The sequence below is a fragment of the Nocardia sp. NPDC041819 genome (genome assembly GCF_055590505.1).
On the sequence record NZ_JBVJAP010000003.1, the window covers coordinates 433,521 to 448,468 of the forward strand.

A 14,948-nucleotide genomic window follows, 5' to 3' on the forward strand; every position below is an offset into this window, starting at 1 on the left:
ACGTCCCCCCCCCCCCCCCCCCCCCCCCCCCCCCCCCCCCCCCCCCCCCCCCCCCCCCCACCCCCCCCCCCCCCCCCCCGCGCCGGTTAGTGCTGCGGTCCGGATCGGGCGTCGGATAAGTACATTCGGGGGTGGTTCGTCGGCCGCGCTTCGCCCTGAAGGAGATTCCCGATCCAACCGGTCTGTCCGAATAGTCCGATCGGTCGCACACATTTGCGTCAGATTGATCGGATTCGCGCGAAGTTGATCAATTTCGCGCGGGTGCGGATGCGCTCGCCCTATAGGCCCGTGCTACGGCCTGGACCCAGCCACGGGGACTAATGCCTTCGGGCGGAGCAATCCACCGTGCGTCTACAAGGGTCTCCCCCACCGGGTCGTGCGCCCACCGCGCCACCTGGGCGGCCCGGTCTGCCACCGAGGCAGGCGGCGACGCCAGTTCCGCCAGCACGAGACCGCCGCCGGACTGTAGATACAGCGCGTCGATGATCTGCGCCACCTGGTCGGAAGCTTTGAGCTGCGTGGAGAATCCGCTCTGTTCGTGGGCGACCACCTCGGGGAAGCGTCCGACCATGGTCCGGTGCAGCGAGCGGATCCGGCGCAGCAGCACCCGCGCGCGCACCCAGAGTTCCACCACGATCCACACCGCGCCGAGTGCGATGAGCAGGCTCGCGAGCCCCCAGAGCGGCCATGCCCACGAGGGAGTACCGGGCGCGGCCGGGAGCGCGTGCTGGAACGCGCGCCGGACCCGACCTGCCGCGAGCAGCCCGACCACCGCCGTGCCCGCCGTGTAGAACGCGATACCGCGCCCCAGCGCGGTCCAGTCCAGAGTGCGCAGGCCGGTGACGACGACGAACACGCTCCCCGCGGCCACCGCCGACCACCCGAAGGTGTACGACCAGGTCAGCGTGACCATCGCCGCGCAAAGGCCGACGCCGTAGACGACCAGGGCGACCAGCCGCAGGTTGCGCCGTGACACCACCGGCCAGGCGGCCGAGGCGACCACCGAGGTGGCCGTGGTGAAGGCGATCCAGCTCGCGGTGACGACGCCGTCCGACAGCCGGCCCGCGGGCACACCGCCCGGGGCGAGATTGTCCAGCGCGACGGCGATCTCGGGCACCGCGACGGTCGCGGCGAGCGCGACGGCGGCGACCGCGACGACGATGGCCACCCGGGCCGTGGTCGCGGGCTTGACCAGGACGCGACCAACCCGAGCGCCGGCGGCCATCCAGACCAGCAGAGCCGTCGACCACAGGATCATCCGAGCGCCTCGTCGAATCGGAGCACCGAGACGCCCGCGCCCCGGCTGTTGAACACGCGCAATCGGGTCATCAGCATGGCGGCGAACGTCTCGGCCTCCCATTCGGCGAGCTCGTCGGCGCCGTCGTCGACGATCCGCTGATGCGCGCGCCGGCTGAGCATGTAGGCGATCAGGTCGTCGCTCGCCTCGAGCGTCACTTCCGGGGCGGGCGCGCCTTCGTGGTCGAAGACGATGTGACCCAGTTCGTGCGCGAGGGTGTGCTCGCGGCTCGGCAGCGTCTCGGAGAGCACGATCACGTCGCGGTCGGGATAGCGACGGCGCTGCCCGCAGACGCCGGGACCCAATCGCGCACTGGCGATCTCGATCTCACGGCGCCGCTCGCCCGCGATCGCGTGCACGACTTCGTCGAGGGTGGTCGCGTCGAAGTCGGCCGCCACCGCGCACACCGCGTCGACGGCGGCGGCGACTCGGCGGTAGGACCGCAGGTCACCGCGTATGCGGCTCACGCTCATCGGCTGCCCCCTCACGGCCTCGGGAAGAACTGGGCGCGGGCGGCGTCGATCCTGGCTTGCGCGGCCGCCGCGCTCTGGAAGCTGATCACGCCGGATCCCGCTCCCGCGAGGCCGAGCGCGATCAGGCCGCCGATCACCGGCAGCAGTTTCGTCGCGGGAAGGGCGTCGGTGGAGCCGATCGGGAGGACCGCCGGGGTCGCGGGCTGCTGCGCCTGCGGCGGCGCGGCGACATCGGGTGCCGGGGCGGCGAGATCGGGTGCCCGCGCGGCGAGCGGCGGAAGCGTCGACGCGCCGATCGGAATCGGCGAGGTCCCCGGTGTCACCGGGGCGGGCGCCGGAGGAACGGTCACCGGCGGCAGCGCGGGGGCGGGCGGAGCGGTCCCCTGCGGGAGCGGAATCAACAGCAGCAGTAGGGGACTCGCGGATCCGACGGCAGCCGAACCCAGCGCGGCGGAACCCGTTGCGGCCGAACCGGTCGCGGCGGAACCGACACCTGCGGATCCGAGGCCTGCCGAGCCGACCGCGGCGGAACCGGTGCCGCCGAGGACGGCGGAACCCGCACCCAGCGCGGCGGAACCCGTACCGCCCAGCACGACGGAACCGGCACCCAGTGCGGCGGAGCCCGTCGCCAGTGCGGCCGAACCGGTACCGAGGATCGCGGAGCCGGAACCAACCGCAGCGGAACCGAGAGCCGCCGACCCGGTGCCGAGCACTACCCCGAGACCGGCCGAGCCGGAACCCAGCACCACACCCAACCCGGCGGAACCGGCGGCGGATCCGGCCGCCGCCGAACCCGCTGTGGCCGAACCGGTTCCGGCGGTCGGCTGGGCGGGAGCCGCGCTGATCTGCGCCTCCTGTCCGGGCACGGCCAGCGCGTACCAGGGCTCACCGCTGTCATAAGGCGGCGGGGCGGGGTCCGCGACGCACGAGGGGCAAAAAGGTTGCGCGGCGGCGACGGCCGGGCTGCCGAGCAGCGCGCAACCCGTCACGGCGCAGGCTGCTGCCAGCGCACGGAATGCGCGACCTCCTGCCATGCGCCGAGCCTTCCCCTCATCAGTCGAAGCGCAGTTCTGTGCCCGGTCGCCACTCTCACACGGGACTTTCCGAACGAATGGGTGCCCATATTAGACCCCGTTCCGCGAACGTGCCTCGGAAGGGCGAAGCCGATCAGGCCCCGTACACCGGCTCCGGCGGAGTCGCCTTGGCGATCAGATCGGCCACGACGGGGCCGAGTTCGGCCGGATCCCAGCGCGCGCCGCGGTCCACGGCCACCCCGTGCCGCCAGCCGTCGGCCAGCGCCACCTTGCCGCCCTCGACCTCGAACACCCGTCCCGTCACCGCCGACGACCGGGTGCTGCCCAGCCACACCACCAGCGGAGACACGTTCTCCGGCGCCATCGCGTCGAAGCCGTCCTCCGGTCTGGCCATCATGTCCGCGAACACCGTCTCGGTCATCCTGGTGCGCGCGGACGGGGCGATCGCGTTCACCGTCACGCCATAGCGCGCGAATTCGGCCGCAGCGGTCAGCGTCAGGCCCGCGATGCCCGCCTTGGCGGCGCCGTAATTGCTCTGCCCCACGCTGCCTTGCAGACCCGCTCCGGAGCTGGTGTTGATGATCCGGCCCTCGACCGGACGGCCCGCCTTGGCCTCCGCGCGCCAGTACTCGATCGCGTGCCGCATGGTGGCGAAATGCCCCTTCAAGTGCACGCGGACCACCGCGTCCCACTCGTCCTCGCTCAGGTTGACCAACATCCGGTCGCGCACGAAACCGGCGTTGTTGACCAGCACGTCCAGCCTGCCGAAGGTGTCGACGGCCTCGCGGACGAGATTGCGGGCGCCTTCCCAGTCGGCGACGTCGTCTCCGTTGGCCACGGCCTGGCCGCCGAGCGCCTCGATCTCCGCGACCACCTGAGCGGCGGGCGTTTCCGCGGTGGCCGCGCCGTCCAGCGTCGAACCGATGTCGTTGACCACCACGCGGGCGCCCGCCGCGGCGAAGGCGAGAGCGTGCGCCCGGCCGATGCCCCGGCCCGCGCCGGTGACGATGACGACGCGCCCCGCGCAGATCTGCTCGGTGTCCATACTTTGTCCCTTTCCGATGTGAGCGGGGCCTTTGGTGGTCACGCTCCGCTGCCGCCACCGGGCGTGACGTTCATGCCCGGTCTCCCTTTCCGATATGAGCGAGGCCTGCCACGGTCACGCTCCGCTGCCGCGCCCGCACTGCTCCCCCTCCGGTGTGTTCAGGACTGCTGGTCGGCGGTGGAGGCGGCGAGGAAGGCGGGCCGCTCACCCCCGCCGTGCACCAGCAGAGTCGCGCCGCTGACGTAGGCGGCCAGCGGCGAGGCCAGGAACACCGCGCAGCGGCCGACGTCGTCGGGGCGGGCCATGCGGCCCAGCGGGATGGTTCGGCCCACCGCGTCGACGCCGTCCTGATCGCCGTAATGCAGCTGACTCAGTTCGGTGTGCACCGGGCCCACCACCAGCGAGTTCACCCGCACTTTCGGAGCCCACTCGACGGCGAGCGAACCGGTGAGGCTGTCCATGCCCGCCTTGGCCGCGCCGTAGGCCGCGGTGCCCGGCGACGGACGGTGCCCGCTGACGCTCGACACGTTCACGATCGAGCCGCCCTCGTCCTGCCGCTGCATCACCGCGTTGGCGGCCTGCGCCATCAGCAGCGGAGCGAGCAGGTTCAGCTCGACGATCTTGGTGTGGAAGTTCTTGCTCGCGTCGGCCGCGAGCGCGAAGGGAGCGCCACCGGCGTTGTTGACCAGATGGTCGAGGCGGCCGTGGCGCTCGACGATCCCCTCGACCAGCGCGCGCACCGCGTCCGCGTCCCGCACATCGCAAGGCAGGTACTCGATCGCGCGCCCATCGACTTCGACGGGCGCGTCCGCCGGTCGCCGCGCGCACGCCACGACGGTCGCGCCCGCGGTCAGGAACGCCTTGCTCACGCCCGCGCCGACGCCGCGCACGCCGCCGGTCACCAGAACGACGCGCTCGGCCAGATCGATTTCGAGTGCCACCGTGCTAACCTACCAAGCAACTGCTTGCTTTGCCAATGCGTTCACACACGACGGGAAGTGCCATGGGGATCAACCGCCACTCCGAATCGACCGGCATCAGCGTGGTCACGGTGGACTATCCGCCGGTCAACGCCATCCCTACCGACGGCTGGTTCGCCATCGCCGACGAAGTGCGCGCGGCGGGCCGGGATCCGGACACCAAGGTGGTGGTGCTGCGCGCGGAGAACCGTGGGTTCAACGCGGGCGTGGACATCAAAGAGATCCAGAGCAAGCCGGGCCACCAGGCGCTGATCGACGCCAATCACGGCTGCTTCGAGGCGTTCGCCGCGGTGTACGAGTGCCAGGTGCCGGTGATCGCGGTGGTCCAGGGCTTCTGCCTCGGCGGCGGCATCGGACTGGTGGGCAACGCGGATGTGGTGATCGCCTCCGACGACGCCACCTTCGGGTTGCCCGAGGTCGACCGCGGCGCCCTCGGCGCTGCGACCCACCTCGCACGGCTGGTACCCCAGCACCTGATGCGGGCGCTTTTCTACACCGCGAGCACCATCACCGCGCAGCAGTTGCACCACTACGGCTCGGTCTACCAGGTGGTGCCGCGCGCCGAACTCGACGCCGCCGCCTTGGAGCTGGCCAAGAACATCGCGGCCAAGGACGGCCGGGTGATCCGGGCGGCCAAGCGGGCTCTGAACGGTATCGACGTGCAGGACGTGCACCGCAGTTACCGGTACGAGCAGGGATTCACCTTCGAACTCAACCTCGCCGGCGTCGCCGACGAGATCCGCGCCCGGTTCGACGACGATCTCGCGGCGCGCAAGAGCGGGCAGTAGAGAGGAATTTCCATGCGAGACAAGCGGATGTCGCTCGACGAGGTCGTCGGCGAACTGCGCAGCGGGATGACCATCGGCATCGGCGGCTGGGGGTCACGGCGCAAGCCGATGGCGCTGGTGCGAGCCATCCTGCGTTCGGACATCACGGATCTGACCGTGGTCGGCTATGGCGGGCCCGACCTGGGGCTGTTGTGCTCGGCGGGGAAGGTTCGCAAGGCGTACTACGGCTTCGTGTCGCTGGATTCGCCGCCGTTCTACGACCCGTGGTTCGCCAAGGCGCGCACCTCCGGCGCGTTGACCGCCCGCGAGATGGACGAGGGCATGCTCAAGTGCGGGCTGGAGGCGGCCGCGGCGCGACTGCCGTTCCTGCCGATCCGCGCCGGGCTGGGCTCCGATGTGCCGAACTTCTGGGAGGGCGAGCTGAAGACGGTCGAATCGCCCTACCCCGTCGACGGCGCGCCCGAGACTCTGATCGCCATGCCCGCGCTGAATCTCGATGCCGCGCTGGTGCACCTGAACCTCGGCGACGCGCACGGCAACGTCGCTTACACCGGCGTCGACCCGTACTTCGACGACCTGTTCTGCCTGGCCGCGCAGCGCCGCTACGTCTCGGTCGAGCGCGTGGTGGAGACCGAGGAGCTGGTGAAAACCGTTCCGCTGCAAGCGCTGCTGCTCAACCGCATGATGGTGGACGGCGTGGTCGAGGCGCCGGGTGGCGCGCACTTCACCCTGGCCGGGGACGACTACGGCCGGGACGAGAAGTTCCAGAAACACTACGTCGAATCCGCGAAGACGCCGGAGGCGTGGCAGCGGTTCGTCGACACCTACCTGGCCGGCTCCGAGGAGCAGTACCAGGCCGCCGTCCGCCGATTCGCCGAGGAGGCGTGATGACCAGCACCGAAACCGTCACCCGCGCCGAGATCTGCGCCGTCGCCTGCGCCGAGATCTTCAGCGGCGCCGGGGAGATCATGGCCAGCCCGATGTCACCGATGTCGATCATCGGCGCGCGCCTGGCCAAACTCACCACCGAACCGGATCTGCTGCTGTCCGACGGCGAGGCGCTGCTGTTCGCCGACACACCCCCGCTGGGCGGAAAGGCACCGATCGAAGGCTGGATTCCGTTCCGGAGGGTCTTCGACGTGGTCGCCTCCGGCCGGCGGCACGTGGTGATGGGCGCCAACCAGATCGACCGGTTCGGCAACCAGAACCTCTCCGCGTTCGGCTCGCTCCAGCGGCCGACCCGGCAGATGTTCGGCGTGCGCGGCGCGCCGGGCAACACGATCAACCACGCCACCAGCTACTGGGTCGCGCGGCACACGAATCGCGTCTTCACAGACAGTGTCGACATCGTCTCCGGTGTGGGCTACGACAAGGTCGACGCCGCGAACCCGGCCTACCGCTTCCACCACCTGCACCGCGTGGTGACCAATCTGGGCGTCTTCGATTTCGAGGGCCCCGGCCACACCATGCGCGCCCGCAGCCTGCATCCCGGCGTCACCGCCGACGAGGTCGCCGAGAACACCTCGTTCGAGATCGCCGGTCTCGCCGAGGCGGGCGAGACCCGGCAGCCCAGCCCCGAGGAGCTGCGGCTGATCCGGGAGGTGCTCGACCCCAGGAAGATTCGCGAAACCGAGGTCCCGTCATGAGCCCGCGCCTGCGCACCGCGCTGACCGATCTGGTCGGCATCGAATACCCGATCGTGCAGACCGGCATGGGCTGGGTCGCGGGCCCGAGCCTGGTGTCGGCCACCGCCGAAGCGGGCGGGCTCGGCATCCTCGCCTCCGCCACGATGACCTTCGCCGAGCTCGAGGCGGCCATCGCGAAGACCAAATCGCACACCGCGAAGCCGTTCGGCGTGAACATCCGCGCCGACGCGGCGGACGCGCCCGAGCGGATCGATCTGCTGATCCGGGAGAAGGTCGCGGTCGCGTCGTTCGCGCTCGCGCCCAAGCAGGATCTGATCGCGAAGTTGAAAGACGCGGGCGTAGTGGTCATCCCGTCCATCGGCGCGGCCAAGCACGCGGTCAAAGTGGCGTCCTGGGGCGCGGACGCGGTGATCGTGCAGGGCGGCGAGGGCGGCGGGCACACCGGCCCGGTCGCCACCACCCTGCTGCTGCCCTCCGTGCTGGACGCGGTGGACATCCCCGTTGTCGCGGCGGGCGGGTTCTTCGACGGGCGCGGCCTGGCCGCCGCCCTGGCCTACGGCGCGGCGGGTATCGCGATGGGCACCCGGTTCCTGCTCACCCAGGAGAGCACCGTTCCCGACGCGGTCAAGCAGGAGTACCTGCGGCGACAGCTCCAGGACACGGTGGTGTCACTCAAGGTCGACGGCATGCCGCACCGCGTGTTGAACACCGAATTGGTGCAGCGCCTGGAGCATTCGGGCCGCTGGCGCGGGCTCACCGCCGCCGTGGGCAACGCGGCCCGGTTCAAGAGCATGACCGGCATGAAGTGGTCGACCATGATTCGCGACGGCCTGGCCATGCGAAAGACCAAGGACCTCAGCTGGTCCCAGGTCGTGATGGCCGCGAACACGCCGATGCTGTTGCGCGCCGGATTGGTCGAGGGCAACACCCAGGCGGGCGTGCTCGCCGCAGGTCAGGTCACCGGGATCATCGACGACCTGCCTACGTGCAAGGAGTTGGTCGACAGGATCGTCACCGACGCGGTGGGGCGGATCGAGACGATCTCGGCGCTCGCCGGGCAGAAGTCGGCCGCCAAGTCCGACTGATCGGCGACGCCCACCGTCACCCTCAGTCGCGCGGGAGCCCGGCGGGATCGGCGAGGCAGCCACCGACCCCGTTGGTTCGCGCGTCGCGACCGCGAACGGATCGCGGTGACGTCGTCGTGCGCTTGATCGGGGGCCTGGCGGCCGCCGCCGCAGATCGCCCGGCGGCGCTCGGCCGGGCGCGCGGGCCACCGAGTCCAGGCAGGTGGAGTGGCGTGCTCGTCCGTGCCCGGGCAGCGGCATCGGAACGATAGTGCCCTCGCGTGCAGGTACACCGAACCGGCGACCATGGATACCGCGCATCCCGTCCCCCGATAGCGGCGTGTCAGCGGCCGCGCCTGGTCGACTTCATGTCGTCGGCCTACGCTGGTCTGATAACGACATACCGGGTTCGCCTGGTATCCGCCGCCGTCGCGCGCCGGACTCGTCCGCACGGACCGGGACAGGCGAATCGCAGGACTCGACTCCCATCCTCGACCCGAGCGGAGGCCGCGATGCCCGCGACGACCGAGATCTCGGTGCGTAGTACCGCTTTCAACCACGGCGATCCGATCCCGGCGGTCTACACCTGCGAGGGCAGAAACGAGTCGCCCCCGCTGGCCTGGACAGCTCCCCCGCAGGCCGCCGGTCTCGCCCTCATCGTGGATGATCCCGACGCACCCAGCGGCCTGTTCACCCACTGGGTGGTCAGCAATATCCCACCGGCCACCACGTCCACGGAGGAGGGGCAGACGCCCGCGGGCGGGGTGGTCAGCCTGAACAGCGCCGACCGAGCCGAATACTTCGGCCCGTGCCCACCCGCGGGAACCGGCACCCACCACTACCGCTTCATCGTGTACGCCCTCTCCCACCCCGTACGGGTGGATTCCCGGACCTCACCGGCCGACGCCAGATCCGCCATCGTCGATGCCAGCCTGGGAGACGGACAGCTCATCGGTACCTACACCGTCGACAGGTAGCAGCCCACGACCCCGGTTCCGACACCCACTGGCCGTCGATAACACCTGACCCGGAGCGCTTTCGAAGCAGACCGCGCCGGGCGCTGCTATGTAGCTCGGATTCGGCGGCCTTCGGGCCATTATCGCCGTAGGTCAGATCGGACACGGTGGCCAGATGGACATCAGCAGGGGCAGCCAGCTGCCCGTCGGAGGCAAATAACTGCCCGTGGGCGGCAACCAATGGAACATGCGCAACTCTCCCGTCGGTCGAACGTCGTGATGAATCCGTCCGCTACCGCGGCGGGCAGGGCGGCTGGTCGGGGCCCTGCGGCTGCCCCGGCGGGGGACAATGCGGATCCTGCGGTTGCGCGGGAGCGGGCGGCCGCTGATCCGGCGCCGGATCGGCGCTCGCCATACCGCCGCCGATACCGACCAGGCCGACCACAACGCCGGCGGCGACAACGGTCTTGGCCAGCGTCGACTTGATGCTCAATTCGTATCCTCTCTTCGGTGGATGCCGGTCCGGACACGCGGCTTCCGGACCGGCGAGAGAATCCTCGAAGAGAAACTTGTGTGCGCGCTGGGCCGTGTCTATGTGTGCGCTGTGAACCGGAGCACCAGATCCGGGTGACGTTCACAGGCCGAAGGTTTCGCGTGCGCGGTTTTTCCATTCCTCGATGAGTCGGCGTGTGACGAAACATTTTCGGATACGTAGAACTTCGAATTCGGCGTCATCGAGGTCCTCGCGTTTCTCGAGCAAGGGGTCGAATCTGCGTGGGATGTGTGCACGGTCGGTGTCGAGGGCGGGGTGGTACCAGGTTTCGGTTTCGTCGAAATCACCCCGTGCCTCGAACAGGTCACCGTGTCGATGGAGCGGCCTCCGGTGAACAGGTCGGGCCACGCTCAATGGACCTGCTGAGCATCGGCGGCCGCGGTCTCGCGCACGGCTTGGGCGACGGCTCGGAAATCCTTGCGCAGGATGTGCGAGTGGTTGCTCGCGACCTTCGCGCTCACCTTCACGTTCGGGTTGTGCGCGAGCACCGGATCGAGCGAGGCCCGCACCCGCTCCATCTCCCCGTCCTCGCTCCCGAGGCTGTTGCCCGTCGCCAGGACGAAACGCACCGGGCAGGTCAGGCGCTCGAGAACCGGCACGCTGGCGGTGGCGACTTCGTTGGCATCGATGCCGACCTCGGCGTGCTGGGCCGCCGTCATCCGCGCGGCCAAGCCGAACGGGCGCGCCAGCGGCAGCACGAACCGCATCTTGTGGAAAAGCTTCCGGATCCGCTCCCGGCCCTCCTCGCCGGTCAAGCCGTATGGCGCGGAGTCCACGGTCACCACACCCAGGACGCGATCCGGGTTCCGGTCGGCCCAGTGCCACGCGAGTATCCCGCCGTAGGACCAGCCCACGAGCAGCGGCCGGTCCACGCCCCGCGCCGCGAGCACGGCATCGACATCCCGCAGGGACGCCTCGAAGGAGTAATCCGCCGACCGCTTCGACTTGCCGCGAGCCCGCTCGTCGAAGGTGATGTGCCGGTAGCCGCTGCCGAGTTCGGCGATCACGGGCCGCCATGGCCGCTGACTGGCGTAGGCGCCGTTCAGGTAGACGATGGGACGGCCGGGGCCGCCGGTGTCGGTCACGGCAAGGGCTGTGTCGTCCACCGGCACCATGCCGGTCCAGGTCGAGTCGTTCGCTGTGCTGCTGATTTTGGCTGCGCTGTTCATGTGAATACTGTCGCCGGACCGGCTGACATCGGACTGATACTGACCTGACACGACCACTGACACGATGACGTCCTGGTCGCAGCGCATAGAAGGGGCACAGGCGGGCGTCGGAACGCACTGCACATGCGCGAAGATCTATGGCACCGCCACCAGGACTCCAGTCCAAACATGTACCTTCGCTGCGATCGGCCAAGAGAACAGCCGGGGATGGCGGATCAACCACCTCCGCGGAGGACGAGATCTACGTCCGTCACCAACGGACAAAGTTATGAAACCGCCGTGCCGTGAGCCGGATTCTTCGACCCACCTAATGACAGAAGCCAATGCCCCGGAACCGTCGAGTTCCAGGGCATCGTTGATCGAAGACCCCCCGAGCGGGTCTGTTCAAGCTTGCGTTCGAGTGAACTCTGTAGCTCGTACTCCCGCAATGAAGACGTCCCACTGGCGAGGGGCGAAGACAAGCACGGAGCCGTCCGGTTTCTTGGAGTCCCGGACGCAAACATCGCCGCATGCGAGGAAAGCGACTTCGACGCAATCAGCCTGAGTCGCACTGCGGCTGCTCTTGAACCACCGCAGCCTCACCGATTTGGCCATCACACCGACTTACCCCCCTTTGTTCAGGTCACTGGCAAGAAGGCGGCGACTACCGCCGCCGAATCTCATCAGCTATCGAGTCTCGGTGAACCCGTCCCACGTGCGAGCTTCGAACACGAGCGCAGGACCGTCCGGATTTTTGGAGTCTCGCACGCCGACCCGGCCACCATCCAAGAACGCGATTTCAACGCAGTCGGAATGGGTGCCGCTGTGGCTGCTCTTGAACCAGTTCGCCCCCGATAGGTCGACAGTCATGCTGAAAACTCCTTCGCTATCAGCCGGAGCAGGCTCCTGCTGTCTGTCTCGTCCAGCGCTGCCCGCCGGAGACTGTCATGCACTCGATTGTACCGTTGAACATCATCTGGTTTTTCCAAATACATGCAGCCAGTGAAGGTTTCGAGGTAGATGACCGGCGGGGACACGTTGACGCCCTTGGCGTCCTCATCGAAATCCATGATGGCGAACTGCCCCACCGGATCACCCACCGGCGCGCCAGCCGAGCAGGGCAGAACACGGATCGTCACGTTCGGCAGCTTCCCCACCTCGGCCAAGTGCCGAAGTTGCGGCGTCATGACATCGGCTCCGCCGACGGTGCTGCGCAGAACCGACTCATGAAACACCATGTCCAGTGTGATGGGCCGATGCTTTCTGGTGACGATGGCCTGGCGTTTCATCCGGAGTTCGACACGCCGGTCGTGGTCGTGCCTGGTTTCGGTAGGGTTGGCCGCCCGGATGAGGGCGCGCGCGTAGTCGACAGTCTGAAGTAGGCCGTGCACCAGCGACGGCTGGTACACGGTCAGCTTCCGTGCCGCCGTCTCCAACCCGACGTACACGTCGAAATCCGCAGGTATCACCGTCCCGTACTCGTGCCACCAACTCTTCGCAGCGCCTTGCTGGTGTAGCCCGACCATGGCAGCCGTCACCTCACGGGACATCCCCAGCACATCACAAAGCGCCTCGATATCACGCACCTTCAACCGAGTTGCCGCCCCCTTCTCCAGTCGTTGCAATACCGACGAACTCAAATCCGTCAGCTCTGCAAGCCTTTCCAACGACAAGTTCAGCGCTGTCCGGGCATCACGCAGGTAATACCCGAGCTGACGCCTCGGCAGAGTCGAGCCGGTGCTGCGCTCGTCCATGGGTCCCCTCTCTAGTGCGAATTCGACCCGTACCGGGTGACGACTACGACCCGGCACGGGATTTGCTCTGGACCTTCGGCCGAGTTCGGCTGGGAAACCCAGACTTCGAACTCCGCGCAGGTCAAAGGTGTTTTGCTGACTTCGCGCCCAGGAGGGGGCCACCCCGATTTCCCACCACGCCCCCACCCCTGGGTTCTGCCGACTTCCAGGGCTGGGCGCACCCTAGCTCACCGACTCGCGCAGAGGTCTGGAAATGAACCAATCGGAGTTCGGGGACACGCCTGTGTCCCGCTGCCGGTATTACCGGCAGGTGTGCGGCCTGCCCGCGATCGTCGACCCACCCGAGTTGGGCCGCATCGTGATTCGGGCCGGAATCGTCTGGGCGCTGATGATGCCCGCCCACCTGGGGAAACTCGTGAAGATCGACCTTCAGCGCCGTGGGCACGATATCGGCCCCATCATGTCCCACCCGCGTTCACAACGGTGGAGTTACTTGGTGCGTCCCGACCTGCCGAACGACGACAGCCTGTTCGCGGAGATGTTCCGCCTCGACGTCTCCATAGTGCGCGCGGGCGGTGAGATCGCGCTCCCCTCCCCCACCGACCGATGCGCCTTGTTCCGCCATTGGATCGAACCTCCGCGCTCCGCGTACCGCCCGTCCGGCCAGTTGGTCTTGGCGGCGATCCGGCACCTGGCACTCGGAGCGTCCACTCGACACCCGCGAAACCGGCACACGGTGGCGAACGGCGAATCCGGAAAGGGTCTGAGCGCGTGACCTTCCCGCTTCGCCATATCGCCCATCCGCAGATGGACCAGCCCTCCCCCGGCGGCGCGCGATGACACCGGAACCTTTACCCCCCAAACACCGCCTGTTGGCCGCCTGTCGCGGCGACGCTCGAGACGACCATCCCCTCTTGACCGCGGCTCGAGACCTCACCGCCCTGCACGAAAGCCGCCTCTCCGCCGGACTGGCGCAGGCCGAGTCGATCGATCAATGCCGCGCCCGCCTGGTCCGCGACATCGACCGCTGGGTCACTGCCCAGCTACGACCATCTCTCGGCGCGGCCCGCGTCCACACCGAGACGGTCGGCTCGGTGGTAGACCGCCTCGCCGAGTACACCGCACTCGCCTACGCGGCGTTGGCAAGCAGCTCGAATTGGGTCCTCGGCGAAGCGTGGGAACGTTTGGCGGAATTGGCGGTCGGCTACGAGGACTTGAAGGACGAAGTGGGGACGGGTCAACGCCGCCTGCCGGGCGGGCCGTAGCGCGGTACGGCTGCCAGCGGGTCAGCGGGAGGCTGGACACAAACCACCGAACTCACGCGGAGTCGTATCGGTAGCTCGCCTGTCGCGCAAGTTGGAGCTGATGCCGCCTGCTGCGATGCCCGGGCCGAAGAAGGCCAGTCGCCCGGCTGAGCCGTAGACAGCACTGAGGGCGTGAGGCGCTCACCCTTGCACCCGATCGTGGCTGGTGAGGTGTATTGCACAACTTCACAATCGCGATGGCGTGAATCAGCACCGACCTGGTTGCACCCGTGAGGACCGGCCAGTAGCGTCGATCCCAGCTTGCAGGGGGCGGATAAGCCGGTCCGGCCCCCGTCGCTGCGTTACGGCACCGGCGGTGAGGAACCGATGACGAGCTGGGGGAAGTTTCTGCGTGGTGCCGCGCTCGCGATGGGTGCGGTGGTGGCGCTGGCCGGATGTGAGGACAGCAGCGGGGACACTCCGCCTTCCACATCGGTGGCGGCCACGTCGACCTCCGCCTCTACGAGGTCAACCGATCCCGATGCCGCACTTTGGAACCCGTGCAACCTATCGGATTCAGCGATATCGGCTGCCGGACTGGATCCTGCCAGCAAGAACAAGGACGCGGCCGGCGTTGACTTCACCGGATGGAAGGTATGCGGGTGGCGAGCCAACTCTCGTTGGTACGACTTGACGGTCTTCTCAGGTACGCCCACTCTGCAGGACGTCCAAAAACGTCGTGATTTCGAATCCTTCACACCGCAGTCGGTAAGAACCCGTAATGCCGTCGAGTTCCTCGACGTAGGCGACAGCAAGCAGCTCAAGTGCAGCATCGCGGTCGAGGTGGCACAAGGCACCGTGTTGTTCCGGGTTGTCACCCGCTACTCCATTGGCAAGCAAGGCGATCCGTGCGTAGAGGTCCGTCGCCATGCCTCCGAGCTGGCGCAGTATCTGCCGAGGAACTAA

18 protein-coding genes are annotated in these 14,948 nt (G+C 68.4%); 8 read left to right on the forward strand and 10 right to left on the reverse strand.

What is annotated here, in order from left to right; all coding sequences use genetic code 11:
* Positions 1-247: 247 nt before the first annotated feature.
* The 5 genes from ACZ6DL_RS13680 to ACZ6DL_RS13700 form a co-directional block, all read right to left on the reverse strand.
* On the reverse strand, positions 248-1,258 hold the full coding sequence (locus ACZ6DL_RS13680; protein ID WP_466051010.1) for a hypothetical protein: 1,011 nt from the start codon (positions 1,256-1,258) through the stop codon (positions 248-250).
* The gene (locus tag ACZ6DL_RS13685) at positions 1,255-1,770 is read right to left on the reverse strand and encodes an ImmA/IrrE family metallo-endopeptidase (RefSeq protein WP_466051012.1); all 516 of its coding nucleotides are present in this window, start codon (positions 1,768-1,770) and stop codon (positions 1,255-1,257) included. The genes ACZ6DL_RS13680 and ACZ6DL_RS13685 overlap by 4 nt, the downstream gene beginning before the upstream one ends.
* 11 nt (positions 1,771-1,781) lie before the next feature.
* Positions 1,782-2,804, reverse strand: a complete 1,023-nt coding sequence (locus ACZ6DL_RS13690; RefSeq protein ID WP_466051014.1) for a hypothetical protein — start codon at positions 2,802-2,804, stop codon at positions 1,782-1,784.
* 133 nt (positions 2,805-2,937) lie between these two features.
* Positions 2,938-3,849, reverse strand: coding sequence for an SDR family oxidoreductase (locus ACZ6DL_RS13695; RefSeq protein ID WP_466051016.1), 912 nt, complete (start codon positions 3,847-3,849; stop codon positions 2,938-2,940).
* 158 nt (positions 3,850-4,007) lie between these two features.
* Positions 4,008-4,790 (reverse strand): SDR family oxidoreductase, encoded by a 783-nt coding sequence (locus tag ACZ6DL_RS13700; RefSeq protein WP_466051018.1) that lies wholly within the window; start codon positions 4,788-4,790, stop codon positions 4,008-4,010.
* 62 nt (positions 4,791-4,852) lie between these two features.
* Here ACZ6DL_RS13700 and ACZ6DL_RS13705 point away from each other — a divergent pair, with 62 nt between their 5' ends.
* From ACZ6DL_RS13705 to ACZ6DL_RS13725, 5 genes are all read left to right on the forward strand, one after another.
* Complete coding sequence (locus tag ACZ6DL_RS13705; protein ID WP_039794869.1) at positions 4,853-5,617, forward strand: enoyl-CoA hydratase family protein; 765 nt, start codon at positions 4,853-4,855, stop codon at positions 5,615-5,617.
* Between the two features lie 12 nt (positions 5,618-5,629).
* Positions 5,630-6,505, forward strand: coding sequence for a CoA transferase subunit A (locus ACZ6DL_RS13710; protein WP_466051020.1), 876 nt, complete (start codon positions 5,630-5,632; stop codon positions 6,503-6,505).
* Positions 6,505-7,263, forward strand: a complete 759-nt coding sequence (locus tag ACZ6DL_RS13715) for a CoA-transferase subunit beta (RefSeq protein ID WP_466051022.1) — start codon at positions 6,505-6,507, stop codon at positions 7,261-7,263. The genes ACZ6DL_RS13710 and ACZ6DL_RS13715 overlap by 1 nt, the downstream gene beginning before the upstream one ends.
* Entirely contained in the window at positions 7,260-8,348 is a 1,089-nt protein-coding gene (locus ACZ6DL_RS13720) for an NAD(P)H-dependent flavin oxidoreductase (protein WP_466051024.1), read from the forward strand. The genes ACZ6DL_RS13715 and ACZ6DL_RS13720 overlap by 4 nt, the downstream gene beginning before the upstream one ends.
* Before the next feature lie 491 nt (positions 8,349-8,839).
* Positions 8,840-9,304 (forward strand): YbhB/YbcL family Raf kinase inhibitor-like protein, encoded by a 465-nt coding sequence (locus ACZ6DL_RS13725; RefSeq protein WP_466051026.1) that lies wholly within the window; start codon positions 8,840-8,842, stop codon positions 9,302-9,304.
* A gap of 271 nt (positions 9,305-9,575) precedes the next feature.
* On the opposite strand, the gene ACZ6DL_RS13730 is transcribed toward ACZ6DL_RS13725, so the two are convergent.
* The 5 genes from ACZ6DL_RS13730 to ACZ6DL_RS13750 form a co-directional block, all read right to left on the reverse strand.
* Positions 9,576-9,776: a hypothetical protein gene (locus ACZ6DL_RS13730; RefSeq protein ID WP_466051028.1), complete on the reverse strand. Its 201-nt coding sequence runs from the start codon at positions 9,774-9,776 to the stop codon at positions 9,576-9,578.
* A gap of 410 nt (positions 9,777-10,186) precedes the next feature.
* Positions 10,187-11,005 (reverse strand): alpha/beta fold hydrolase, encoded by an 819-nt coding sequence (locus tag ACZ6DL_RS13735; RefSeq protein WP_466051030.1) that lies wholly within the window; start codon positions 11,003-11,005, stop codon positions 10,187-10,189.
* 384 nt (positions 11,006-11,389) lie between these two features.
* Complete coding sequence (locus tag ACZ6DL_RS13740) at positions 11,390-11,599, reverse strand: DUF397 domain-containing protein (RefSeq protein ID WP_466051032.1); 210 nt, start codon at positions 11,597-11,599, stop codon at positions 11,390-11,392.
* Positions 11,600-11,671: 72 nt separating this feature from the next.
* Positions 11,672-11,854: a DUF397 domain-containing protein gene (locus tag ACZ6DL_RS13745; RefSeq protein WP_466051034.1), complete on the reverse strand. Its 183-nt coding sequence runs from the start codon at positions 11,852-11,854 to the stop codon at positions 11,672-11,674.
* Complete coding sequence (locus ACZ6DL_RS13750) at positions 11,851-12,738, reverse strand: helix-turn-helix domain-containing protein (protein WP_466051035.1); 888 nt, start codon at positions 12,736-12,738, stop codon at positions 11,851-11,853. Before ACZ6DL_RS13750 ends, ACZ6DL_RS13745 begins: the two co-directional genes overlap by 4 nt.
* A 253-nt stretch (positions 12,739-12,991) precedes the next feature.
* On the opposite strand from ACZ6DL_RS13750, the gene ACZ6DL_RS13755 reads away from it, so the two are divergent.
* From ACZ6DL_RS13755 to ACZ6DL_RS13765, 3 genes are all read left to right on the forward strand, one after another.
* Positions 12,992-13,513, forward strand: coding sequence for a DNA-directed RNA polymerase subunit beta (locus tag ACZ6DL_RS13755; RefSeq protein ID WP_466051037.1), 522 nt, complete (start codon positions 12,992-12,994; stop codon positions 13,511-13,513).
* A 139-nt stretch (positions 13,514-13,652) separates the two neighbouring features.
* Positions 13,653-14,003, forward strand: a complete 351-nt coding sequence (locus ACZ6DL_RS13760; RefSeq protein ID WP_466051039.1) for a DUF4254 domain-containing protein — start codon at positions 13,653-13,655, stop codon at positions 14,001-14,003.
* Positions 14,004-14,369: 366 nt separating this feature from the next.
* Positions 14,370-14,948 (forward strand): DUF3558 domain-containing protein, encoded by a 579-nt coding sequence (locus ACZ6DL_RS13765; protein ID WP_466051041.1) that lies wholly within the window; start codon positions 14,370-14,372, stop codon positions 14,946-14,948.